This is a genomic window from Psychrobacillus sp. 05T411 (assembly GCF_056396485.1).
In genome coordinates this window covers 1-23,868 of sequence record NZ_JBFTLO010000041.1, presented here as the reverse complement: position 1 = coordinate 23,868, position 23,868 = coordinate 1, and the positions used below count along the sequence as shown (strand labels likewise).

Annotated in this window: 23 protein-coding genes and 2 rRNA genes; 16 read left to right on the top strand and 9 right to left on the bottom strand. The window is 37.9% G+C overall.

Annotated elements, in window-relative coordinates:
* The 7 genes from AC1DFT_RS19380 to AC1DFT_RS19350 form a co-directional block, all read left to right on the top strand.
* Window positions 1-138 (top strand): 23S ribosomal RNA (locus tag AC1DFT_RS19380); the annotation flags it as partial.
* A gap of 59 nt (window positions 139-197) precedes the next feature.
* Window positions 198-313, top strand: a 5S ribosomal RNA gene (gene rrf, locus AC1DFT_RS19375).
* 729 nt (window positions 314-1,042) lie between these two features.
* The gene (locus AC1DFT_RS19370; RefSeq protein ID WP_478161071.1) at window positions 1,043-1,720 is read left to right on the top strand and encodes a response regulator transcription factor; all 678 of its coding nucleotides are present in this window, start codon (window positions 1,043-1,045) and stop codon (window positions 1,718-1,720) included.
* The gene (locus AC1DFT_RS19365; RefSeq protein ID WP_478161069.1) at window positions 1,717-3,084 is read left to right on the top strand and encodes a HAMP domain-containing sensor histidine kinase; all 1,368 of its coding nucleotides are present in this window, start codon (window positions 1,717-1,719) and stop codon (window positions 3,082-3,084) included. The genes AC1DFT_RS19370 and AC1DFT_RS19365 overlap by 4 nt, the downstream gene beginning before the upstream one ends.
* A gap of 74 nt (window positions 3,085-3,158) precedes the next feature.
* Window positions 3,159-5,123 carry an MMPL family transporter gene (locus AC1DFT_RS19360; protein ID WP_478161067.1) on the top strand — a complete coding sequence of 655 codons (1,965 nt, stop codon included), beginning with the start codon at window positions 3,159-3,161 and terminating at the stop codon, window positions 5,121-5,123.
* A 2-nt stretch (window positions 5,124-5,125) separates the two neighbouring features.
* Window positions 5,126-5,527 carry a hypothetical protein gene (locus AC1DFT_RS19355; RefSeq protein WP_478161065.1) on the top strand — a complete coding sequence of 134 codons (402 nt, stop codon included), beginning with the start codon at window positions 5,126-5,128 and terminating at the stop codon, window positions 5,525-5,527.
* Between the two features lie 106 nt (window positions 5,528-5,633).
* Window positions 5,634-6,926 carry an alpha/beta hydrolase family protein gene (locus AC1DFT_RS19350; RefSeq protein ID WP_478161064.1) on the top strand — a complete coding sequence of 431 codons (1,293 nt, stop codon included), beginning with the start codon at window positions 5,634-5,636 and terminating at the stop codon, window positions 6,924-6,926.
* Between the two features lie 56 nt (window positions 6,927-6,982).
* Here AC1DFT_RS19350 and AC1DFT_RS19345 read toward each other — a convergent pair whose 3' ends face one another.
* Together AC1DFT_RS19345 and AC1DFT_RS19340 are read right to left on the bottom strand one after the other, a co-directional pair.
* Window positions 6,983-7,885 carry an EamA family transporter gene (locus AC1DFT_RS19345; protein WP_478161062.1) on the bottom strand — a complete coding sequence of 301 codons (903 nt, stop codon included), beginning with the start codon at window positions 7,883-7,885 and terminating at the stop codon, window positions 6,983-6,985.
* A gap of 12 nt (window positions 7,886-7,897) precedes the next feature.
* Entirely contained in the window at window positions 7,898-8,470 is a 573-nt protein-coding gene (locus AC1DFT_RS19340) for a GNAT family N-acetyltransferase (RefSeq protein ID WP_478161060.1), read from the bottom strand.
* Between the two features lie 214 nt (window positions 8,471-8,684).
* Between AC1DFT_RS19340 and AC1DFT_RS19335 the strand changes: the two genes are divergently transcribed.
* From AC1DFT_RS19335 to AC1DFT_RS19305, 7 genes are all read left to right on the top strand, one after another.
* Window positions 8,685-8,882 carry a PLDc N-terminal domain-containing protein gene (locus AC1DFT_RS19335; RefSeq protein WP_478161058.1) on the top strand — a complete coding sequence of 66 codons (198 nt, stop codon included), beginning with the start codon at window positions 8,685-8,687 and terminating at the stop codon, window positions 8,880-8,882.
* Complete coding sequence (locus AC1DFT_RS19330) at window positions 8,879-9,781, top strand: ABC transporter ATP-binding protein (RefSeq protein ID WP_478161056.1); 903 nt, start codon at window positions 8,879-8,881, stop codon at window positions 9,779-9,781. Before AC1DFT_RS19335 ends, AC1DFT_RS19330 begins: the two co-directional genes overlap by 4 nt.
* Window positions 9,778-10,560, top strand: a complete 783-nt coding sequence (locus AC1DFT_RS19325) for an ABC transporter permease (protein ID WP_478161054.1) — start codon at window positions 9,778-9,780, stop codon at window positions 10,558-10,560. Before AC1DFT_RS19330 ends, AC1DFT_RS19325 begins: the two co-directional genes overlap by 4 nt.
* A 24-nt stretch (window positions 10,561-10,584) precedes the next feature.
* Window positions 10,585-11,289, top strand: coding sequence for a CBS domain-containing protein (locus AC1DFT_RS19320; RefSeq protein WP_478161052.1), 705 nt, complete (start codon window positions 10,585-10,587; stop codon window positions 11,287-11,289).
* A gap of 90 nt (window positions 11,290-11,379) precedes the next feature.
* Complete coding sequence (locus AC1DFT_RS19315) at window positions 11,380-11,631, top strand: hypothetical protein (protein ID WP_478161050.1); 252 nt, start codon at window positions 11,380-11,382, stop codon at window positions 11,629-11,631.
* Between the two features lie 109 nt (window positions 11,632-11,740).
* Window positions 11,741-12,364 (top strand): NAD(P)-dependent oxidoreductase, encoded by a 624-nt coding sequence (locus AC1DFT_RS19310; protein ID WP_478161048.1) that lies wholly within the window; start codon window positions 11,741-11,743, stop codon window positions 12,362-12,364.
* Window positions 12,365-12,379: 15 nt separating this feature from the next.
* Window positions 12,380-13,177, top strand: a complete 798-nt coding sequence (locus tag AC1DFT_RS19305) for a metallophosphoesterase (RefSeq protein WP_478161046.1) — start codon at window positions 12,380-12,382, stop codon at window positions 13,175-13,177.
* 34 nt (window positions 13,178-13,211) lie between these two features.
* On the opposite strand, the gene AC1DFT_RS19300 is transcribed toward AC1DFT_RS19305, so the two are convergent.
* From AC1DFT_RS19300 to putP, 7 genes are all read right to left on the bottom strand, one after another.
* Entirely contained in the window at window positions 13,212-13,400 is a 189-nt protein-coding gene (locus AC1DFT_RS19300; protein WP_478161044.1) for a CsbD family protein, read from the bottom strand.
* A gap of 70 nt (window positions 13,401-13,470) precedes the next feature.
* Window positions 13,471-14,217 carry a hypothetical protein gene (locus tag AC1DFT_RS19295; protein WP_478161042.1) on the bottom strand — a complete coding sequence of 249 codons (747 nt, stop codon included), beginning with the start codon at window positions 14,215-14,217 and terminating at the stop codon, window positions 13,471-13,473.
* A 2-nt stretch (window positions 14,218-14,219) separates the two neighbouring features.
* A complete protein-coding gene (locus AC1DFT_RS19290) occupies window positions 14,220-14,747 on the bottom strand; it encodes an RNA polymerase sigma factor (protein ID WP_478161040.1) in 528 nt (175 codons plus the stop codon).
* A 105-nt stretch (window positions 14,748-14,852) separates the two neighbouring features.
* Window positions 14,853-15,452 (bottom strand): response regulator, encoded by a 600-nt coding sequence (locus AC1DFT_RS19285; protein ID WP_478161038.1) that lies wholly within the window; start codon window positions 15,450-15,452, stop codon window positions 14,853-14,855.
* The gene (locus AC1DFT_RS19280; protein ID WP_478161036.1) at window positions 15,449-16,585 is read right to left on the bottom strand and encodes a sensor histidine kinase; all 1,137 of its coding nucleotides are present in this window, start codon (window positions 16,583-16,585) and stop codon (window positions 15,449-15,451) included. The genes AC1DFT_RS19285 and AC1DFT_RS19280 overlap by 4 nt, the downstream gene beginning before the upstream one ends.
* A 74-nt stretch (window positions 16,586-16,659) precedes the next feature.
* Window positions 16,660-17,706 carry a Delta(5) desaturase DesA gene (gene desA / locus AC1DFT_RS19275; RefSeq protein ID WP_478161034.1) on the bottom strand — a complete coding sequence of 349 codons (1,047 nt, stop codon included), beginning with the start codon at window positions 17,704-17,706 and terminating at the stop codon, window positions 16,660-16,662.
* Between the two features lie 615 nt (window positions 17,707-18,321).
* Window positions 18,322-19,809: a sodium/proline symporter PutP gene (putP, locus tag AC1DFT_RS19270; RefSeq protein ID WP_478161032.1), complete on the bottom strand. Its 1,488-nt coding sequence runs from the start codon at window positions 19,807-19,809 to the stop codon at window positions 18,322-18,324.
* Window positions 19,810-19,941: 132 nt separating this feature from the next.
* Between putP and AC1DFT_RS19265 the strand changes: the two genes are divergently transcribed.
* Window positions 19,942-21,108 (top strand): exonuclease SbcCD subunit D, encoded by a 1,167-nt coding sequence (locus AC1DFT_RS19265; RefSeq protein ID WP_478161030.1) that lies wholly within the window; start codon window positions 19,942-19,944, stop codon window positions 21,106-21,108.
* Window positions 21,105-23,868 (top strand): AAA family ATPase (locus AC1DFT_RS19260; RefSeq protein ID WP_478161028.1); only part of this gene is annotated, 2,764 nt, incomplete at its 3' end. The genes AC1DFT_RS19265 and AC1DFT_RS19260, both read left to right, overlap by 4 nt.

Here is a 23,868-nt window from a genome sequence, read left to right as displayed (position 1 = left end):
CGAAGCCCCCCTCAAGATGAGATTTCCCATTACGCAAGTAAGTAAGATCCCTCAAAGACGATGAGGTAGATAGGTTCGGGGTGGAAGCGTGGCGACACGTGCAGCTGACGAATACTAATCGATCGAGGACTTAACCAAAATGTATTTATCTGTAGTAAATGTCKTTTATCCAGTTTTGAGTGAACAARCACTCAKCGTCTAGTGATGATGGCAAAGAGGTCACACCCGTTCCCATACCGAACACGGAAGTTAAGCTCTTTTGCGCCGATGGTAGTTGGGGGTTTCCCCCTGTGAGAGTAGGACGTCGCTGGGCAATAAGAAAAAAGTCGTTACCGAGTAATCGGTAGCGGCTTTTTTGTGTTTAGATAATAATAAAATTCTATACATAATGGTTGAACCAGACAATATCCACTGCGAACGCGACAATCTCGCCTTTGAACACGACAAACTAGTCGAGTAGATACCGGCCAGGTGTGTTCGGCGGGCAATAAGACATAAAATTCCTATAATATGTTGGAATTATAGTTGTCTCACATCAAGTACACTTGCTATTTTGAGAATTGGTTGCTTTCACAGGTATTTTGGTTACTCTCGTGCTGATTTAGTTGCTTTCGTAGTAGAACTGGTTGCTCCCAGAGATCGGTTGGTTGCCCTAAACCATTTATTGGATAAATGCAATGAAAAAACTGGTTGAAACTTTGTTTTTTAATGGGATGGTATTGATAATTGGGCAATTTCTTTTGATTTTCGCTACAGCCGTCGACTCCTGCCGGATGGCTCATCGCTCACCCGGTGGAAAGCGTACGACTGTAGCGAAAATTACAGCGGACACTTTATTCGCCTCACTACGACTCACTTTCCCTATTACGTGCGGCACTCCACTGATGTAATGACTTTCATTTTCCATATCGGGTGGGATTATTCATTTGCGTTGCCTTAATCGCCTTTTGTTTCTTGCTATTAGACAAATTAAGTATTAAGATGTGCATGTTATCGTGAAAATTTCGGCAGACACAATATAGATATAAGAGGGGGCTTATGTGTGGGTGTAGTATTAGCGGTAGATGATGATATACACACGTTAGAGTTAATTTCTATCTTTTTATCGAACACGGGTTATCGTGTTGTAAAAGCAAGGAATGGAAAAGAAGGGTTAGCTTTGATAGAAAAAGAAATGCCTGACCTTGCAATAGTTGACGTGATGATGCCGAAGATGGATGGATTAACGTTAACTAAAATTATTCGAGAACAGTATGACTTTCCAGTTTTATTACTGACTGCAAAAGGACGCCTAGAGGATAAAGAGAAGGGCTACTTAGCGGGGTCTGATGATTATTTAGTTAAACCATTTGAACCGAAAGAGTTGTTATTTCGTATCCGTGCAATATTAAGAAGATACGATAAAACAAGTGATGCCAATATACAAGTAGGAAATATGTTGATCAATAGAAAGAGCTTTGAGGTGCAAATAGGGGAAGAGCTACTAGTCTTACCTTTAAAGGAATTCGAGTTGCTGTCAAAGCTTGCTTCGAAACCAAACCAAGTATTCACGCGTGATCAACTAATCGAAGCAGTCTGGGGAATCGATTTTGAAGGGGAAGAACAAACATTAAGCGTACATATAAAACGGATAAGGGAACGTCTAGCTAAAACGCAAGCAGATGTCCAGATTAAGACGGTTCGGGGAATTGGATATAAGTTAGAAGGAACACATACATGAAAACTTTATATAGTAAATTTGTCTGGATGACACTTCTTATTATGTTTGCTAGTGGGACAATCGGTTTTATGATTGTTAATACGTTTTATCATCAAAATTTAAAAGAGAAAAATGATGAAAAAAACGTAGAAGTAGCCGGTTCAATAGTAGAGCTTATCGAATCGTCCAATCTAGATAGCATAAGGCCCCTTCTAAAGACGATGGGAGACGCGGGGTATCAAATATACATCGTTAATGAAGATGGCGTAGAGGAGTTCTATGGCGGCGATTTCAGGGTTCGTGAAATGAATGATTCTATTGTGAATAAGGTTTTACATGGCGAAGTATATCATGGGATGCGAGAATTTCCTAAAGAGACATTTATAACTGGATACTTTTCAAACGAATTAACCAATACGGTTGGGGTCCCATTCACATATGAACAGAAAAAGTATGCACTTTTTCAAAGACCTAATATAAAGTTTCTATTCAATGAAATCCATTTACTATTAGGGGGTCTTGCCGGTGCAATGATTATCATTAGTATTATTGCAATGTTGATTGTAGCTAAGAGGATGATTGATCCGCTAACAAAACTTACGGTTGCGACGAATAAAATTGCAAACGAAGACTTCCAAGTACCGATTCTCGTGAATCAACGAGATGAAATTGGCCAATTGGCGGACAGCTTTAGAAATATGGTAAAGCAATTGGAAGCCAGTGACCGCTATAAAAAAGAGTTTATAGCTAGGGTATCTCATGATTTTCAAACGCCATTATTAAATATACAAGGATATGCTGCTTTGCTTGAAGGGGGAGAGCTAAACGGAAATTACGCAGAAATCATTCGAAAAGAAGCTATGCGTTTATCAGGTTTAATGAAGCAATTATTATTGCTTACTTCATTCGATCAAGCAAATACTCGAACGAAAAAAGAGTTATTTCAACTGGATGAACAGCTAAAACAAGTTGTCTTGAAATTTAGATGGTTGCTAGACGAAAAAAATATTTCCATCCAATTGCAATTGAAAAAGGTAGAAGTAATGGGAGATAGAGAGATGTTAGAATACGTCTGGGAAAATCTCATTTCTAATGCGATTAAATACAATTACTCACCAGGAGAAATACAAATTGCGATAACCGAAACATCGGAATATGTGCAAGTCATTATACAGGACACTGGTATCGGAAACAAAAATACAGACTATGAGCAATGGACAGAACGATTTTATCGAGAGGATGAGGCAAGATCCTCCCAAATGGAGGGAAGTGGGTTAGGTTTAGCTATTGTAAAGGAAGTTATTCAATCGCATAATGGCATGCTTGCATTTGAAAATGTGGAACCTCATGGAACAAAGGTGACCATCCAACTAAAGAAGATGTAATCATCCGTTCATCTTCTGTTCACTTTCGACTTGTATAGTTACCCTTGTAAGGAAATCTTAAAGGGGGTAGCGAAATGAAAAACAAGCGTACTTGGCTTATAACATTAACAAGTTGGTTAGTGATCGTAGGATTACTTTCTTTTCTTGCACCATCCAGTAAAGAAGTTGCAAGTACATCCAAAAATGCAGGTCTACCAGAAACAGCTTTATCCATTCAAGCTGATAAAATAGTAAAAGAAAATTTCTCAAGTAGTGAGGGGATACCTCTCTTACTAGTTTTTGAAAAAGATAAGAGTGCTACAGATGAGGAAATCCAAAGCATTCTCACGTTAATGGAGGCGAATTATCCGGGTATACCGAAGTTCTCCAAAATACCTATGGAACATCGTGCTTCATTTGTTTCGCAGGATAAAAAAACATTCTTTGTTCCTTTAACTTTAGAAGGACAATTGGAAAGTAAAGAAATTCACTCACAAGTGAAAGAAATTAAAAAGAATGTAGTTGACATTATCCCGGAAGATTTTACTGTTTATTATACGGGGCCAGCTGGTATAGCAAGTGACACAATCGAGCTGTTTTCACAGGCTGATGTCGTTTTACTTTTAGCAACAGTAGGGATTATTTTTATCCTATTAATTGTTATTTATCGTTCATTTATCCTTGCCATCATTCCACTGATTGGAGCAGGAATTGTTTATGGGGTAGTGGATAGAGTGATTGGGCTTACTGGTAAGTTTACATCCATTACCATTGAAAACCAGGCACTTTCTATTATGATGATTTTATTGTTTGCGGTTATTACCGATTATTCGCTTTTGCTGTATTCAAGATATAAAGAAGAACAGGATATGAAAATAGCACTTGTGAAAACGCGTGAAACGATTCTATTTAGTGGTGGGACTATTTTAGCAGGCGTTGCAACGCTCGCATTTGCCATATATGAGCCATATCGAAATTTCGCACCGGTATTTGCCATTGCGGTCATTATTATGTTGGTCGCGGGGCTGACTTTATTGCCAGCATTGTTTGCAGTAGTGAAAACACCGAAAAAGAAAGAAAAAACAACGAAGCTTTGGGTAAATGCAGGACATGTAAGTACGAAAAAGCCATGGAAAGTAGCGATACCGATACTCCTTCTACTTGGTATTGGCACATGGCATGCAACAACCATCGTCTATTCGTATGATTTGTTGGCATCTTTCCCAGAGGAGTTATCTTCCAGAGAAGGGTTTACAAAGCTAGGTGAAGCATTTTCAGAAGGGGAAATAGCACCAACAACGATTCTAATAAAATCAAAAGACGAGAAAGTAATAGCAAATATTCAAGAGAAATTAGAAGAGAGACCACTTGTAAGTCAAGTGCGACCTTCTACTTCAGAAAGCGATATGTACACCCAGTTTTCCATCATATTAAATGCAAATCCTTATAGCAAAGAAGCTTTGAATGAAGTAGAAACCATTAGAGATGAACTAAAAAGTCAACAGGTATTAGTAAGTGGAGAGACAGTGAAACAAGTGGACATCCGCGATATTAACAATAGGGATACATTACTCGTAATGGGATTAATGACGGTATTGATCGGATTAATGCTTGCATTCCAGACTAGATCGATTCGTGCATCGTTGTTGATGATGTTTTCTATTTTATTGTCATTCGGAGCAGCTTTAGGGTTCTCCACATGGATTTTCGATGCGTTCTTCGGATATACGTCTTTTAGTTATCGAATCCCACTTTACACATTTGTATTTTTAGTAGCACTGGGTGTGGACTACTCAATCATGTTAATGAGTAGGTTGAAAGAAGAACGAAAACAGTACGAAGAGCAAGAAGCAATTGCCAGGGCGGTTGAAAAAACAGGCAGTGTTATTTCTTCCGCAGGTTTAATACTTGCAGCTACATTTGCTGTTTTAATATCGCAGCCGGTCATGGAGCTTAAATTATTTGGTTTTGCTGTCGCAGTTGGTGTACTGTTAGATACGTTTATCGTTCGGCCATTATTATTACCAGCCTTATTAACGATTACAAAGAGGGGGAAATGAAGATGCAAGAAAGATGGAGTTTACGACTAATACGTGCAGGAGCATTATTTGGGTTACTGGGAGCTTATCTTGGTTCGCACATGGCAGGGGCAGGATCTTATGCACTTCGCCCGATTCATGCACATATTTTACTAGTCGGTTGGTTGTCGTTATTTGTATATGGTTTGTTTTATAGATTGTATAAAGTTAAATCACCTAAGTTAGTAGCTGTTCATGGTTGGGCTGCGATTATTGGAGCAGTTGGATTGACATTAGGGATGTATTTACAGTTCATACAGCCATTTAATATAGCTGAGACGGTTGCTTTAATTGCGTATATTGTAGGTGGAACTATATTGTTGATTAGTTTTGCGATATTTGTTTTGGTGACTTTTAAAGTAGAAAAAGGTAGAAGTGCAGTTTAATCTGCGCTTCTGCTTTTTTATTTTAAACTTAATAGTATTCCTTAATCTTTACTCACCATTTCATTTTTTGTTATATTATATATATAACAAATGCGGAGGGGTTTTTATGAGGAAATTTGCTGTTGTTTTTTCGATAGTAGCAATGGTCTTTTTGTTACTTACTGCGTGTAATAAGGAAAAAGAGGAGGCGACAGAGATGAGTTCATTAGAAAACATAGAGGGTGTATGGGAAGGTTCTATTAATATTCCGGAACAACCACTACCAATCGTCATTGAATTCAAAGCGGACAAAGGGATGATTAGCATTCCAATACAAGGTCTAAACGATTATCCGCTAACAAATGCGAAGTTAAATGGATCAGACGTATTTTTTGATATGAATATTCAAGGTCAAAAGTTAACGTTTGATGGTAAAGTTGAACAAGAAAAGATTAACGGAACCTTTACACAGCAAGGGATGACCTTCCCTTTTGAACTGGTGAAGGGAAGTAAAGAAGAGGAAATAGATGAAGATCGTTTGATGGAAGTGAAAGTAGAGGGTGGAATGATGATCGGCCAACTGGAAATTCCGGAAGGCGACGGACCTTTTCCTCTTATGGTCATTATTGCTGGTTCTGGTCCGACTGATCGAAACGGAAACTCAATCGCGTTACCTGGGAAAAACAATAGCTTAAAAATGCTTGCGGAAGATTTAGCAAAAGAAGGCGTGGCAACTATTCGCTACGATAAGCGCGGAGTTGGAAAAAATACGACTTTAGCTGGCAAGGAAGAAGATTTGCGATTCGACCATTTCATAGATGATGCAGCTGCATGGGTCCAATTGGCAAAGGACGATGCACGCTTTTCCAAGGTAGGAATAATTGGTCACAGTGAAGGTTCTTTAATTGGAATGGTAGCTAGCCAAAAAGCAGATGCGGACGCATTCATTTCCATTGCTGGAGCAGGAAGACCTATCGATGAAGTGCTTATAGAACAACTTCAAGCACAACTGCCAGCAAACCTTTTGAAAGAATCCACCGAAACACTAGAAAAGTTAAAACAAGGTGAGCAAGTGAAAACAGTGAGCCTGGAACTACAAAGTGTATTCCGCCCATCTGTTCAACCATATATGATATCTTGGCTACAATATGATCCGGTTGAACAACTGAAAAAGTTAAACAAACCAATACTGCTAGTGAATGGGAATACAGATATTCAAGTCCCAGTAAAAGACGCAGAACTATTACATGAAGCAAAGAAAGATTCAGACTTGCTCATTGTGGATAAGATGAATCATGTATTGAAAGAAGCACCTGCAGATCGAGAAGGAAATATCGCTACCTATTCCAACCCTGACCTTCCATTAGCGAAAGGTTTAATAGATGGTATAGTCGAGTTCTTGAAAAAGAATAACACCTAAAAATACGAAAAGAGTCTAAATTCAATTACGAATTAGACTCTTTTGTTTATAGTAAGTTATGAAGCAGTTTGTCGCTTTTTGTTTCGACGAATTCCAGCGAGAGTCGGAATACACATTCCAACTAAGATCACGATAATTCCAAGCACTTGTAACCAGGATAATGCTTCGCTTAATACAAGTACCGAAACAATGACGGCAACTGGTAACTCCATGGCACTTAATATAGAAGAAACGGCGCCTCCAACTTTTGGCACAGCAATTACGAATAAATAAATGGGAATAATTATGCCAAGAAGTCCAAGAGCTAGTCCGTAAAATAGCAGCGATTCCGTAAATAATTTCCCGTTCCAAACAATTTCAGGACTTTGGAAAAGCGCAATCATGACAGCTGCGATAAACGAAACAAATAATAGACGAGTTGTCGTGTTCATCCCTTCTACTTGTTTCGTATTGACGTTCATATTTAAAGAGAAGGAAACCGCGGCCGCAAATCCGTACACCCAGCCTCTCCAGTCAATTCCACTTAAATCGACATCAAGTACACCAGCAGCTAAAATGGTTCCGATAAATAAAATAATCAGCGATATTACTTCGGGTCTCGTCGGCAATCTTTTTCTTATTATACAATCGATTAGCGTACCAATCCATGTAAATTGGAATAGCATTACGACTGCTAAAGAAGCGGGCAAGTAAATTAGCGCTTGTCCGTAAACGATTCCTGTCAAGCCTGTAAAAATCCCTGCTAATAATATAATTTTACCTCCACCGTATAAACGTGGCAGTTTCCGTTGTGTTACTAGATAGATGATCAAGGCTAAAAGAAAACCTACAATATATTGACTGGCAACCGCTTCAGAGGCCGTATAGCCATCTCCAATTGCAAGTTTCACCATTGTTGATAAAGTCCCATATGAGCTGGCCGCAAAAACGACCATTAGGGGGTAAATCCATGATTTCATAAAATTTCTCCTTTAATCGGGTCTTACTGTTTTTACCATATGATAAAAAGGCTCACCGATAATTGTCCAAGGACATACATTATCAAAACTTAGTCGATTATACAAGCTTATCGCGGCATATTTTTCCGTTTCTACATTTAAAGACAGTTTGCCACCGCCAAAGCTTTTTACTAATTGCTCGGCATAATTTAAAAGCTTTGTACCAATACCTTGACCACGATAAGTAGGGTTCACTACAACTGTATCTACATACCATTCCCCAGGTAATGTTTCGGGATCTATTTTGACTGCAGTACCTTTTTTATTAGAAAGATATTCTTCCAAATTTGCATCGAGAGTAGTAGCCTGCTCAGCCGAATAAAACACGAGCACTCCAGCAACTGAACCTTCCATTTCTGCAACATACGTATATAAATAAGAATGTCGATTATCTGTACGTGTAAACAAATGCTCAAATTCTTGCGTAACTTTTGCTTCCTCTGTTTCTCCTGTTAGTTGCATAGCAATATCCCCAATTGCTTCCATAATTAACGGAACAGCTTCCCGTGCATCTTCTTTACGTGCATTTCGAATAGAAATGTTCATTGTTCATCCACCTTCCCAATGAAATATTATAACAGAACAAAAGCGGAAGCGCCTGTGATAGAGGAAATGGCCTGCGTTCTGTTGGTCTTTGCTGATTGAAGTTAAGCTCCTGGAAATCAACTTCAGTTGGTTTTCATAAGTAAAATAAAAAAATTGAAACCTTTTTGTTCTATATGTAGTAGAATAGAAGAAAACAAATATAGGAGGAATGACAATGGACTTCGAATCAATACCGTGGATGCTCATATTGCCATTAGTGGTTATCCAACTCATTTTAATACTTGTCGCAATCATTGACTTAATCAGGGTAAGTAATACGAACGGACCTAAATGGTTGTGGGCATTGATCATTGTATTAGGAAATTTAATCGGACCAATTATTTATTTCATCGTAGGGAGACGAAACGAATGAAAACATTATTGCATATACAAGGCTTAACCAAACAGTATGGAAAAGAAAAAGCGGTAGATAGCTTAACGTTTTCGTTACTTAAAAACACATCGACCGCACTAATCGGACCAAACGGAGCAGGGAAAACAACGACTTTATCTATGCTTGCGGGATTATTAAAACAATCGACTGGAACGATTGTATTTGATGGAGAAATAAAAGAAGACATTCGAAAAGTAATCGGGTTCTTACCGCAATATCCTAAATTCTATTCTTGGCTGACAGCACTCGAATTTACCGAAATGGCAGCAAAGTTAAGTGGTGTGGATCCAAAAATAGCAAAACAGGAAGCGGAAAAAACGCTTGAATTTGTAGGTCTTGCAGATGTAAAAAACAAAAAAACAGGGACGTTTTCTGGAGGCATGAAACAAAGATTGGGTCTAGCACAAGCAATCGTGCATAAACCAGCATTATTACTTTTAGACGAACCAGTATCTGCATTAGATCCAATAGGCAGACGAGAAATAATGAATTTACTCAAAGAATTACAAGCAACAACGACCATTTTATATTCGACTCATATTTTAAATGACGCGGAAGAAATGACGGATCAATTAGTGTTTTTGCGAAAAGGTAAATTAGTGGAGCAGGGATCTATGCAAGAAGTGCGGGAAAAGTATGCAAATCCTATGTATAAGATTTATTTTATTTCTACTGAGGAAGCAGCAAAATTTGTAGAAATTTCTCCTTGGCCAGCCAGACAAGAAGATTCGATTGCTTTTATCCACTTAGAGGAGGAAAAGCCGGCAATGAACGAAGTGCTGCGTGTACTTGCGGATAGTCATTTAAGTTTGGTAAAAGTAGAGCGAGCAACGGCTAGCTTAGAAGAAATCTTTTTACAGGTGGTGAATAAAGGATGAGTAACTTTTCGGTTTTATTTCAAAAAGAGTGGCGAGAAAATGTACGTAATTTCAAAATCCTGTGGATACCCCTCGTATTTTTGTTGTTTGGTATTACAGAACCTTTAACCAATTATTATTTACCACAAATTTTAAATGCAGTAGGGAATATGCCAGAAGGAACTGTTTTCCCATTTCCTGAATTATCACCGGAGCAAATCGTCATGGCAACTGTCAGTCAGTACCAGTTTATCGGAATGCTAGTCATCACACTGGGGTTTGCGGGCATTATTTCAAGAGAGCGAAAGAATGGCACTGCAACATTTTTATATGTACGGCCGATTTCGTATACGAGTTATGTGTATAGTAAGTTTAGTATGATGTGCATACTAGTAATAGGTAGTGTCATACTTGGATTACTAGCAAATTTATATTATACCAATGTTCTTTTTGGTGCGGTGGATGCTGGAGCATTTATAGGATTTCTTGCGACGTATATGGTGTGGTTGTTGTTTGTCATTAGTATTGTCCTATTCTCAAGTGCGGCATTTTCAACCGCAATTGCCTCGGTTGTTTCTCTTGCACTCGTTTTATTTGTTCAGTTTATCGATGCTTTACTTGGAGCTTACTGGACAATTTCTCCTTGGAAAATACCGATGTATGCAGGGTATGTATTAAATGGAAGTGTAGATAAAACGCCATTTATATGGAGTTTATTAATCACTTTATTAGTGATCGTTTTATTGCTATTCGGAGCAGTTTATTTTGCAAAAAGAAATATATCGAAGACAAAAATATAAAAAACGATGTTGAGGTGAAAAAAGATGCCAACTCAAAATTCTGATCGATTTGTTACAGCATATAATCGAATAGATCAACTAATGAAAGATGTTATCGGAACGCAGGAGCATATGGCATTTTTTCGACTGATTGAATATGCGAAAAAAAAGAATGCAGTCATCAGAAAATACGAAGCAGATTTGCGAGAATATGGGGATCTTCGAAACGCAATCATTCATAATCGTACTTCAATGGAATTTGCGATTGCCGAACCACATGAAGATGTCGTTTTAAAAATGGAAGAAATAGAAACGGCTCTGAGGACTCCAATAACAGTTGGTAGCATGTTCCGAACGAATGTGACGATGTTTCAACAAACGGATTCCTTGAGTTATGCGTTAAAAGTGATTAAAGATAAAAAGTATAACCAATTTCCGGTGTATGATGGTACGCACTTTAAAGGATTAATCACACCAGTTGGTATTACCATGTGGATGGCTAGTATGGTGGAGTCTAAAGATTTTTCTAGATCACGGACGACATTAGGTGAAATTCTTGCCCATGAAAACGATAGGGAAAATCATCAATTTGTCGCTAAACAGGAATCTGTTTATGAAGCATTGGAAATTTTCAAAGAGGCGGTAACGAGAGGGCGTCGCTTAGAAGCACTGCTTATTACGGAAGATGGAAAGCCAAATAACAAACTAATTGGAATTGTAACGCCGATGAGCTTGATGAAAATTAAATAGCTGGGAAAAACTTATCCAAAAGTCGTCTTTTCTTTTACTTTTGAGAGTAAAATGGAAGTGTTACACAATAAAGGAAAAGGAGGACTAATTTTGGACCAGTATGAAGATATTCAAACGAAGCCGGCAGGGGATATGTCAGTTGGTGAGTGGCTCATTACGATGCTTATTATGATTATCCCAATCGTCAACATCGTCATGCTTTTTATCTGGGCATTTGGAAGTCCAGACAAACGCCGTAACTATGCCCGTGCATCACTTATTTGGATGGCTATTAGTATTGGACTTATTATTATTTTTTATGGAGCTATCTTCGCGTTAATTATCTCTTCGACTTCATATTAAGTGTATTTCCCGGGAAATAACATATTTCGACATGAAAAAGTATCCTTGTAGTTAAATACAGGGATACTTTTTTACATTTGTTATAATAATGGATAAGGAGTGAGTTCATTTGAAAATTGCTTTGTTTGGAGCTACTGGACGTGTTGGAAAAGATATTCTTTTATTACTTTTAAAAAACAATATAGAAGTAACAGTGCTTGTTAGGGATCCCGAGAAAGTGCAACCTCATGATAGATTGACCGTCCTAAAAGGGGATGCAAGAAACATGGCGAATATAGAACGTACATTAGAAAATGCAGATGCAGTGATAAGTGCCCTTGGAACGGATCAGATGACTGTATTAACAGAATCTATTTCACATATTATTGCTACGATGAAAGATCGCAATATCCAGCGAATCATAACGATCGGAACAGCGGGAATATTGATGAGTAGAGTGGAGCCGGAGCTTCTTCGGTATGAATCATCCGAATCCAAACAAAGATCAAAAGTTGCAGCAAAAGAACATCATCGCGTATTTAATATGTTAAGTGCGTCTCTGCTCGATTGGACAATTGTTTGTCCGACGTATTTGCCTACTGGTATTTCAACGAATGCGTATATAATCGAACGAGATAAATTACCAGTTGGAGCAACGCGAACGACAACGGGAGACACGGCTTTATTTGCATATAACGAATTAATGAAGAATAAACATATTGGTTATAGAGTAGGTATTATGAGTCCCGATTAATTTAGGAGAAAATAAATGAAAAAATGGTTAGTAGGATTAATCGTCATAGCAATTGCTTTATATATAGGGAATTATGGGATTAAAACAACAAAGATTACGATAGAATCAAATAAAATTCCTGCAGCATTTAGTGGCTTAAAGATTGTACAAATTTCTGATTTACATGATGCAACCTTTGGAGAAAATCAAGAAAAGCTTGCAAAAAAAGTGCGGGATGCTTCCCCAGATCTTATTTTCCTGACAGGAGATTTGATCGATAGTAATCGATATGACTTGGAAAATAGTTTAGATTTGGTAAAGCAGATTATTTCGCTTGCACCTATTTATTATGTGACCGGTAATCATGAAATTGCCACAAATGATGTAGATCATATTAAAGCTTCATTGACTGATTTAGGCGTCAACGTATTATCAAATGAAGAAATGACAATAGAAAAAGATGGAGAGCAGTTGCGCATTGTAGGAATTGAAGATCCATTGAATGGAGTATTGGTTGAAGAGGCATTGAGCAAGTTTGATAAGATCGATGCCTATACACTAGTATTATCGCATCGTCCAGAAACGTTTCAGGATTATGTAGTTCATGGAATGGATCTTGTATTTTCAGGGCATGCTCATGGAGGCCAATTTCGAATTCCTGGCCTAGGTGGGTTAGCTGCGCCAGGACAAGGATTATTTCCAAAGTATACGGCAGGTGTTTATGAAGAACAGGATACGAAAATGGTTGTTAGTAGGGGACTAGGAAACAGTGTGTTTCCAGTAAGAGTGTTTAATACACCGGAAATTGTTGTGGTTACACTAAAAGCTACATAATAAAACCCCCTACATTTTTGTAGGGGGCTATTAACTATCTATTATCTTTTCTGTCCAATCGCTCTTTAAACTTTCCAAATTCTTGTTGGGCTTCACCTTTTAGTTTATCAAGCTTACCTTCAGCTTGTAACTTTACATCATCGGTTGCATTTCCAATTTGATCTTTTGCTTCACCTTTGACTTTGTTTACAGTACCCTTTAATTTGTCTGATAATCCACTCATGTGTATTCCTCCTCAAATTATGGTTCTGTAATGTATATACCCAATTAAACTAAATATGAAACTGTCTATCTTATTCCACAATCTTAAATTCCTTTAGCATTGCGTAAAATCTCGCTCCATGACCTTCTGCAGCTTCTAGGAAGTACTTCTCTGTAATAACAAAGCTTCCACCATTTTTATTGTCTATTACATATACGTTTGTAACAGGACTATCCCACTCTGTACCCCCGTCAATGGCGTGTATTTTATAACCTTCTACTGGGTCAGTTACAGATTCTGTTGCTGTCACTTTGGAATATTCCGAAGCAAGTTCGTTTTCTTTCGTAGCGACTATCTCTTCTGGTACAAGGTCTTTAAATTGTTCGATTTTCATGGAAACTTCCGGATATCTTTCTTCTAAAGGTTCCTTTGTCGTAATAATATCTGCATTTTCCTCTTTTATTAGTTTATAGCGTTCTTCATCAATGTAAATCACATATTCTGCATCTTTGCCTTCTTGTAGAACTACATCTGTTGGTTCTTCTGTACCTTCAATACTTTGTATGATTTCTTTTTCAGGTACGAACATATCTTTCATTTGTTTAATCAACGCCATTCCCGTGTCGGTTTGTGTGCTAAATAATATCATTACCCCAGCGGCAGCAGCAATAATGATTGGAATAACTTTCGATTTCTTTTTCATTTTTTTCTCCCTTCTGCTTTTTTCTTGAAAAAGCTCTTGATCTAAATGACTCCAAATATCGTCTTTTAATTGATCTATCGAATCCTCTGTATGTTTGTGTATTTCCTTTTTAATTCGCTCATCCATATGATCCATTCTTATTTTCCCTCCATTTCCATCAGGCTGAGTTGCTCTTTTAACAAGTTTCTCCCGTTGAAGAGCCTGGACTTTACGGTGTTTTGATTGAGCTCCAGAATAACAGCAATTTCTTTTTCTGAAAATCCCTTTATATATTTCAGCAATAGAGGAATACGGTATAAGTCCGCCATATGCTGGATAACTCCATATAAATCGCTAACGCCTTCTTTTGAATGCTCTGTTAGCTGCGGGTTGCCCTCCATTAACGAAGTGTCGACAGGTATTGTTTTCTTCTCTTTATTTAACAATCGATTGCATTCATTGACTAAAATTCGGTAAAACCAAGCGCCAAAAGAAAGTGTAGGATCATAAGAAGATATATTGCGATAGACACGAATAAAAGCCTCCTGCACGGCATCTTTTGCGAGCTCGTCGTCCCGAGTAATTGCCTTTGCTGTTCGAATAGCATATCCAGCATACTCATCGTAAAGCTGATGAAATGCATCTCTATTTCCTTTTATAATTTCTTTTATTAAATCTTCATGCATTTTAACTTGTTCATTCCTTTCACTTATATATACCCTTCAAAGATGTAAAAAGTTTAGTGGAAATAAAAAAACTGCTTAAAGTAATTACTTTAAGCAGTAAAATGACTATTTAAACCAACCTTTTTCCTTAAACCTAGCAATCGCTTCGATTCGATTACTGACATCTAGCTTATCCAAAATAACCGAAATATAATTGCGAACAGTACCGGTCGTAATATAAAGTTCGCTTGCGATCTCCTTTGTGTTCTTACCGTCCGCGATAAGTTCTAGCACTTGGCTTTCACGTTCTGTTAAAGGATTTTCACCTTCATATGCAATATCAACTAGCTCTGGCGCATAAATACGGCGACCATCCATAATAATACGAATGGAATTGGCCAGTTCTTCACTTGGACTATCTTTCAATAAATAGCCGTTCACTCCAGCTTTACGAGCACGTTCAAAATAACCGGACCGTGCAAAAGTAGTTAAAATAATGACTTTGCAAGCACTATTCTTTAAGTGTTCGGCAGCATCTAAGCCACTTTTAACGGGCATTTCAATATCCATAATGCATATATCGGGCTGCAGTTGTTCGATTAAGGCAAGTGCTTCCTCGCCATTACTTGCTTTACCGACAACTTCCATATCCTCTTCTAAATCTAAGAGAGAACCTAAAGCACCAAGTACCATTCGTTGATCTTCCGCAATGACAATTCGTATCATGTATTTTCCTCCTGATCTGTTTGTTGAATGACGATAGGAACACGTATATGAAGCGTTGTACCATTTTTGGAGTGGATATCTAAACTACCATTCACAAAGTCTAATCTTTCTTTTATACCACGAAGGCCGTGCCCTTTTGTCCATTCATTTTTCGTATCAATTCCAGCGCCGTTGTCATGTACTTTAAGCATTGTTTCTTTCGCGGATTGTTTAATCGAAATCGAACAAGCAGTAGCACCACTATGTTTGACTACGTTTGTTACTGCTTCTTTTAGGCACATGCTCAGTACATTTTCAATAAGTAATGTCGTGTTTTTCAGCTCTAATGTACCACTTATCTTGCATGAAATATTGGCAGCCAGCAGTATTTGCTTAATACGAAAGAGCTCATCCTCCAACTTATTACCACGCATTCCAGCCACAAGTTCGCGTACTTCTTTCAAAACGGAGCGTGCCGTTTGGTTAATATCGTTAATCTCATTTTTAGCAGCTTGCGGATTTTTTTCGATTAGTCTACCAGCTAGATCACTCTTTAACCCAATGAGCGACAGTTTTTGCCCAAGTGTATCATGTAAATCTCGTGCAATTCGTTCTCTTTCTTCAATAATGATAAATTGAGAAATGCGTTTCTGAGCATCTTCAAGCTGTCCTTCTAACAATTCTCTCTTATTTCGGTTATAGGTGTTGAAAGGAAGTAATATTACACCGATCAAACAGGCGATTAAAAAAGGAAGATGGGATAAAAAAAGTTCTGTTTGATGAAAAAAGCCAATAATGACGGCTACAATGATAGCAGCTATATGGATGCTATAAATGATAAAAAAACTAACTTTATGTTGTATATGACCAATGAAGAACGATAAAAATATCGAAAAATAAATATATCCAAAAAGGAGTGTCATCGTTACGCTAATTGCCATTTCAATAGCTACGCATACATATAAAAGCCAACCAGCGGAAGTGAACGATACTCGATATGCTATAAAAAACAAAATAGTTAAACTGAGTCCAATGACAATTTCGATTGGTGCGCTTGATTTAAAAATAAAAAAGAAAGGAAAAATACAAAAAACAACCCATGCATAAATACTTAACCACGGATACTTCGGGAAAATCTGATACCATTTTGGCAAAGAATACACCTCACTTATCTTCATTATAAATGAAAAACCATTCCGCGTAACAATGGAATGGTTTTTGCAAAAGGTTATTTCCCTTCAAGCGTTGCATTTTTGGCGTTTACTTTTTGCTTAGATTGTTTGAGTAAATATTTAATCTCTCTAAAGCTTACAAAGCTTTTGTTCGCTTCATCAAATAAACGAAAATGAATAGATTGTAAGCTAGTACGAAGATTAATCGTCGTGGCTTTTTGTAAAGGCGGAGTCGATTCATGTGCTTTTTCTAAGTTATAGTTTGGAACTCTTGGACTTAGATGATGCACATGATGAAAGCCGATATTACCAGTTACCCATTGTAAAACCTTTGGTAATTTATAATAAGAACTTCCTTCAACAGCAGCTTTTACATAATCCCAATCAGCTTCGTCTTCAAAATACGAATCTTCAAATTGGTGTTGTACATAAAACAACCAAATGCCTAGTGAACCGGCAACGAATAGAATCGTTCCTTGAATGATCGCAAATGCTTGCCAGCCAATCAACCAAATCATAAGCGCATACAGAACAACTACAGAAACATTGATTAAGTAAGTGTTATTGCGTTCTTTTGGACGAGCATCTTTTCGATTAAATCGATTACTTACTAAAAATAACAAGGCAGGTCCTAAACCGAACATCACAATCGGATTTCGGTAAAGTCTGTAAGAAAGACGTTTCATTGGGGAAGCTTCTACATATTCTTCCACAGTCATCATCCATATATCACCGACACCGCGTTTATCTAAATTTCCGCTTGTTGCGTGGTGGATATTATGCTCACGTTTCCACTTTTCATAGGCGAATAACGTAATAATTCCCGTAATTGTACCAGTAATATTGTTTGCTTTTTTATTTCTAAAGAACGAACCGTGTGTACAATCGTGGAAAATGATGAAGACACGAACAACAAATCCTCCAGCGATCACAGACAATGCAACTGTTAGCCAAACTGAAATATCTAAACTCATGTAAGCTAAAAACCAAACGATAAAAAATGGTGGAATCGTATTAATAAGTTGAACAATACTCTTTTTCAACTCTGAGTTTTCAAAGGGTTTTACATTTTTGCGTAATTCAAGTGTTTTTTCTCTGCTCACTAGTATTCCTCCTATAAGAGAATCATTACCCTAACTATAAAGGGTGTCAGCTATTAGGAGTAGGCATAAACGTCAAGTCTTAAGTATGACAAGTGTCATATAGGGACAAAGAATGGTAGACAGTATAGGGATACTGTGTCTGAAAGAGTTGAATAAAGTGCCCGCCGTGAAAATCAATGGAAAATGCTGATTTATCCAGTATCAACTAGTAAAAAAACAAAATTTCCGCCGATTTTCGAATGGGAGATACCAGAAGATGGCTAAGAGCAACCAATTGATCATTGAAAGCAACCAATTCTATTCGGAAAGCAACTAAATCAGCGTGAGAGCAACCAAATCCGAACGAAAGCAACCAAATTGCCGATGAAAGCAATCAGTTCTTAAAATAGCTCTTTACTTGGGGTGAGAAGATTGCAATGTTGCGCATTTTTATTGGACAATCATCTCTAAATAAATAGGGAGGTTACATTTGCCGTAGCGCTTCCTAAGCCACATGAGTCTCATGACTGCGGCAAGCACGAAGGCTAGCTGTTACCTTACGACGCACTTTCCCCATAAAGTGTAATATCCATAAAAAAAGCTGGCCGAATCAATCGGCCAGCTTTCTATTCATTCTTATTTTCGTTCTTCTTTCAACAAACGTAAAGTTTCATCAAACTCTTTCTCGATCTCAGGATTTGGTTTGTATGTCATCAAACTGACAACAACCGTTACGATTAACGATAATACGAAACCAGGAACGATTTCGTATAATGTACCTGAAAGAGCATCTATAGATCCCCATACTACAACAACTACAGCACCAACAATCATACCCCATAGCGCACCTGCTGAAGTAATTTTTCTCCAGTAAAGTGAAAGTAAAATAACAGGACCAAATGATGCACCGAAACCTGCCCAAGCAAAGGATACAAGTTTCAAGATTGTTTCATTTTCGCCCCATGCCAGAATCGCCGCAACAATAGAAACGACAAGAACGGCAAGACGTCCGTAATTTACATAGGTTCGATCAGATGCATTCGTCTTAATAATCGCTTTGTATAAATCTTCTATCAATGCAGAAGATGTAACGATTAACTGTGAGGAAATCGTGCTCATAACAGCTGCTAATACAGCTGCTAGTACAAGACCTGCGATAAATGGATGGAAAATAATTTGCCCAAGTGCGATGAATACCGCTTCCGGACTCGTTAAAGTCAGACCCGGGTTTTGTTGATAGTAGGCAACTCCAACTAATGCAGTAGCAATAGCACCAACTAAACTTAAAATCATCCACCCAATCCCAATACGACGAGCTTGTTTCGTTTCTTTGACAGATTTTATCGCCATGAAACGAACGATAATATGAGGTTGACCAAAGTAACCGAGACCCCATGCTACTGTAGAAATAATTCCTAATACAGTGGTTCCTGCAAAAAGGCTTAAATGTGTTGGGTTAACTGCTTTAATAGATTCTACTGTTTCCCCAAGACCACCTGTCAAAAATAATCCGAAGATAGGTACGCAAATGAGTGCTAAGAACATAAGTAAACCTTGTAGGAAATCCGTATAACTTACTGCCAAAAACCCTCCAAAAAGTGTGTACGCAACAACAACAGCGGAAACAATTAGCAAACCAGTATGATAATCAAGACCGAATGAGCTTTCAAAGAAAACCCCTCCTGCTACCATTCCAGAAGATACGTAAAACGTAAAGAATAATAAAATAATGAGACCTGATGCAACACGTAGTAAACGAGATGATTGTTTTAAACGACTTTCTAAATAACTCGGAATCGTAATGGAATCATTTGATACTTGTGTATATACACGAAGTCTTGGTGCAACATATAACCAGTTTAAATAGGCACCGATTGTAAGACCGATAGCAATCCAAGCCTCTCCCATACCTGTTAAGTAAATTGCTCCCGGTAGTCCCATCAATAACCAACCGGACATATCTGCAGCTCCGGCACTCAATGCTGTTACAGCAGGTCCGAGCGAACGTCCTCCGAGCATATAATCTGTTAAATTGGCTGTTTTTTTGTAAGAATACCAGCCGATAACTAGCATTGCGGCCATATAAATAATTATGGCTGTAAGTTGATAAGCTTCTGATGACATAAACATCCTCCTCCCACAAACATCATAACATGTCAAGCAATAAGGTGCACTGAAATTTTGGATAATTCCATATTTTACAAGCGCTTTCATCTGTTAAAATAAACATAGTGAATATTGAAAGGAGTCATTTCATTGAAATTTTTTCATACAGCAGACTGGCATTTAGGAAAACTAGTGCAGGGCGTATATATGACCGATGAACAAAGGTTTGTTTTAAATCAGTTTTTAGAAGCGATAGATAAAGAAAAACCAGATGCAGTTATTATTGCAGGGGATTTATATGATCGTGCAGTGCCGCCTACTGAAGCAGTAAACTTATTAGACGATATACTAGAGGAAATCGTGTTAAAACGTCGAACTCCTGTACTTAGTATCGCAGGTAACCATGATAGCCCGGGACGTTTAAACTTTGGAAGTAAACTGATGAAAGAAGCTGGATTGCATATAGTCGGTCAATTAACGAAAGAACCAAAACCAGTCGTATTAAATGATGCATTTGGAGAAGTTTTCTTTCATTTGATACCCTATACAGATCCATCTCAAGTACGCCATGCACTAGAAAACGAATCCATTACGAGTCATCAAACCGCGATGAAAGCAATTATAGAAGAAATCGAAAAACAAGTAGATCCTACAAAGCGTCATGTTTTTGTGGGGCATGCATTTGTCACTCCTCATGGACAAGAGGAAGAAAATACGAGTGAATCAGAACGTCCACTAGCAATAGGTGGAGCAGAGTACGTAGACGCAGCTCTTTTTAAAAGCTTTCACTATACAGCACTTGGACATCTTCACCAGGCACATTATGTGTTAAACGAGACGATTCAATATGCCGGTTCTCCTTTAAAATACTCGATTTCGGAAGAGTATCATAAAAAAGGGTTCTTTATTGTGGAAATGGATGAAGTAGGGAATACCACGGTCGAAAAAAGATTATTAACTCCAAATCGTGATATGCGGACGGTAGAAGGGTATATGCAAGATATTTTACAGCAGGCGATAAGTGAAGACTTCGTATTTGTAAAACTGCTCGATGAGACGCCGATTTTATCACCAATGGAGCAAATTCGAACGGTTTACCCAAATGCAATGCATGTTGAAAGAAAAATACTTCGCCAACATAATACTTCGCCAGAAAGTGACACGATACCTCGAAGAAAGATGGATGATTTTACGCTATTTCAAGCATTTTATGCGGAATTAAGCGGAAATATGCCTACAGAGGAAACAGAAGCACTGTTTAAAGAAGTGCTCGGACAAACAATCATGGAAGAACGGGAAGGAGGAAGCCAAGCATGAAGCCACTTCAACTGAAAATAACTGCTTTTGGCCCATATAAATTCACCGAGACGATTGATTTTACAGAGTTAAAGGACAATCGACTATTTGTCATTTCAGGCGCAACAGGAGCTGGAAAAACAACGATATTTGATGGGATTTGTTTTGCATTATACGGGTCTGGCAGTGGTGAAGATCGACGTGACACGAAAATGATGCGAAGCGATTTCGCTACAGATGACACACATACTGCTGTCGAGCTGATATTTGAAATACATGATCGCAAGTATCGCATTTTACGGCAACTCCCACATGTGAAAAAAGGGAACAAAGGGGCAACAGGTGAACGATACGAATTTTTTGAAATACAAGAAACAGGGGAAGTCCCGGCAGTTGAAAGACAAATCGTTTCCGAGATCAATAAAAAAGTAGAAGAAATAATTGGACTAACACTAGACCAATTCAGTCAAATTGTTATGCTTCCCCAAGGAGAATTTAGAAAACTTCTTACTTCTCCAACAGAGAACAAAGAAGCCATTTTACGTAAAATATTCAAAACAGAGCCGTATAAAATGATAAGCGAGAAGCTGAAAGACAAAAAGGTAGTTGCAGAAGCGGAACTAAAAAAAGAGGAACAAACGAGAAATGGATACACGGAGCAAATTTTAGCATCCTTTCCAGTGCGAGAATCGAGCGTTTTTGAATTAATTGAGTCGAGCAGTTTCAACACCTATCAATTAGTCGAAGCTTTAAAAGAAGAAACAAGTTTTTATAAAGAAAAAATTCAACTAGATGAATTTAAGTATAAAKAGACATACACACAGCATGCAACGAAACAAACGGCCTATCATGAAGCAAAAGCCGTAAACGAGCGTTTTCAAGAGCTAGAGGCAAAAGAGCAACAACTAGAAGGCTTAAAAGAACAATCCAAAGAATACGACGACAAACAAAATCAGCTAGAAGCAGCTGAACGCGCAAGCACGATAGAAGCAATAGAAAGCTACTATACTGAACTAAAGCTAGAATTGAACGAAAAACAGCTGTTGCTTGAAGTTGCACGAAAAGAAATGACAGCGGCTGAAGAAAACTTAAAAAAAGTTCAAATAATGTATAAAAACGAGGCAAATAAAAAAGAAAGTCGTGAAAGAAGTGTAGAAACACTTATACAACTTAATGGATTGCTGCCTTTATTTGAAGAACTAGATACCAAAAGAAAAGAAATGCTTCAGCTTGAAAAAAGTACAGTAGCGTTCAAAAGTCAATTGGACGAGAAGTCCGAACTCTTCTTTCAAGAAAAAGAAGTATCTGCAGAACAAAAAAAAGAAATAGACAAGCTAGAGGAGTTAGTGGAGCCACTCGACACGAAAGTACAGGAACTATCTATATTTGAAGCACAACACACAGCGCTTCAAGAATATGTGTTGAGCACAGAAGAACGAAATGTATTGGTAATCGAAGAAACGGATCAGCAAAAGATCTTCGATGAAATGAAAACTACATATGTTGCAGAAGAACAAAAATGGATGAGCAACCAGGCCGCTATTCTAGCATCTAAACTAGTATCTGGTGAACCTTGCCCTGTTTGCGGAAGTAAAGAACATGATGTGTTGAACCTGGATGGACACGAGCAATCTGTGAATGAAGAAGCATTGCAGCGATTAAAAGAAGCATTGGCTAAACAAGAAACGAAACTGTTAACGACTCGTGCTAAAAAAGAAGCTGCCGATAAACAGCTACAAAGACTTGCCGATCGATTAGAGGAGATGCAAGTAGATATTCTCCAAGTAGACCAATTGCAGGAGGATGTAGGAAAGTTACAAATGGAAGTGAACGCACTTCGATTAGAAAAAAAGAAGCTTTCTTTATTGAAACAACCTTATAAAGACTTGCTAGCAAAAGTAGAAAAATTAGAGCAGGAAAAAGTTCAATTGGAAACAACCTATCAAGAGCAGAACAATCTATTAGAGCAAGCAAAAGCTGTATATGCATCGAAACAAACATCCATTCCCGCTTCTATCCCAAGTTTGCAGGAGCTTCAAGTTCAATTGGTGGCTGCTAAGAAACAAAAAGAATTATTAGAACAAGCATGGGAAGAAGCCCAAAAAATGCTGAAAGCTGCACAAGATGCACGTACAAAAGCAGTTTTAACACTTGAACATGCTGACAAAACCGAAAAAGAAACAATAGAAAAACGGGATAAAGCATATGGGAATTTCCAGAACGCATTAGTAAAAGCATCTTTTAAATCAATAGAAGCATATAAAGCAGCTAAATTATCCGAAAGAGATCGAACGATGCTAAAAGAGCAATGCACCAAGTACAAACAAGCCCTTCATACATTAACTGAGCAAGTGAAAGAAGGACGGCAACAATTAGCCTCGAAAGTAAAAGTAGAGCTAGTGCCATTAGAAGAAGAACTCATTCAGTTAAAAGAAACGTACGAACAAGCTTTAACTGCATTGAATAGTACAAAAGAATATGAAAAAGCAGGCCGAATATTAGAGGGAAAAATTGCGGCTACAAGCGAAAGGATTGCAACTTTGGAGCAAGAGGTGCATCGTATTATCGATTTGTATGACATGCTCCGCGGACAAAATCACTTGAAAATTTCGTTCGAACGCTATGTGCAAATTGAATATTTGGAGCAAATCGTTGCGGCTGCAAATGAACGATTAAAGCATATGTCAAATGGTCAATTCCAATTGCTTCGAAGTGAACGACAAGAAACTCATGGAAAGCAAAGTGGACTTGGTTTAGATGTATATGATGCATATACAGGCC

Excerpts from the sequence above, each read along its gene's own strand:
- AC1DFT_RS19300 (WP_478161044.1), bottom strand. The coding sequence starts at position 13,400 with ATGAGTGGATTATCAGACAAATTAAAGGGTACTGTAAACAAAGTCAAA.
- AC1DFT_RS19335 (WP_478161058.1), top strand. The coding sequence starts at position 8,685 with ATGGACTTCGAATCAATACCGTGGATGCTCATATTGCCATTAGTGGTT.
- AC1DFT_RS19285 (WP_478161038.1), bottom strand. The coding sequence starts at position 15,452 with ATGATACGAATTGTCATTGCGGAAGATCAACGAATGGTACTTGGTGCT.
- putP (WP_478161032.1), bottom strand. The coding sequence starts at position 19,809 with ATGTCATCAGAAGCTTATCAACTTACAGCCATAATTATTTATATGGCC.
- AC1DFT_RS19360 (WP_478161067.1), top strand. The coding sequence starts at position 3,159 with ATGAAAAACAAGCGTACTTGGCTTATAACATTAACAAGTTGGTTAGTG.
- AC1DFT_RS19290 (WP_478161040.1), bottom strand. The coding sequence starts at position 14,747 with ATGCATGAAGATTTAATAAAAGAAATTATAAAAGGAAATAGAGATGCA.
- AC1DFT_RS19345 (WP_478161062.1), bottom strand. The coding sequence starts at position 7,885 with ATGAAATCATGGATTTACCCCCTAATGGTCGTTTTTGCGGCCAGCTCA.
- AC1DFT_RS19355 (WP_478161065.1), top strand. The coding sequence starts at position 5,126 with ATGCAAGAAAGATGGAGTTTACGACTAATACGTGCAGGAGCATTATTT.
- AC1DFT_RS19365 (WP_478161069.1), top strand. The coding sequence starts at position 1,717 with ATGAAAACTTTATATAGTAAATTTGTCTGGATGACACTTCTTATTATG.
- AC1DFT_RS19350 (WP_478161064.1), top strand. The coding sequence starts at position 5,634 with ATGAGGAAATTTGCTGTTGTTTTTTCGATAGTAGCAATGGTCTTTTTG.
- AC1DFT_RS19325 (WP_478161054.1), top strand. The coding sequence starts at position 9,778 with ATGAGTAACTTTTCGGTTTTATTTCAAAAAGAGTGGCGAGAAAATGTA.
- AC1DFT_RS19340 (WP_478161060.1), bottom strand. The coding sequence starts at position 8,470 with ATGAACATTTCTATTCGAAATGCACGTAAAGAAGATGCACGGGAAGCT.
- AC1DFT_RS19330 (WP_478161056.1), top strand. The coding sequence starts at position 8,879 with ATGAAAACATTATTGCATATACAAGGCTTAACCAAACAGTATGGAAAA.
- AC1DFT_RS19295 (WP_478161042.1), bottom strand. The coding sequence starts at position 14,217 with ATGGATCATATGGATGAGCGAATTAAAAAGGAAATACACAAACATACA.
- AC1DFT_RS19320 (WP_478161052.1), top strand. The coding sequence starts at position 10,585 with ATGCCAACTCAAAATTCTGATCGATTTGTTACAGCATATAATCGAATA.
- AC1DFT_RS19305 (WP_478161046.1), top strand. The coding sequence starts at position 12,380 with ATGAAAAAATGGTTAGTAGGATTAATCGTCATAGCAATTGCTTTATAT.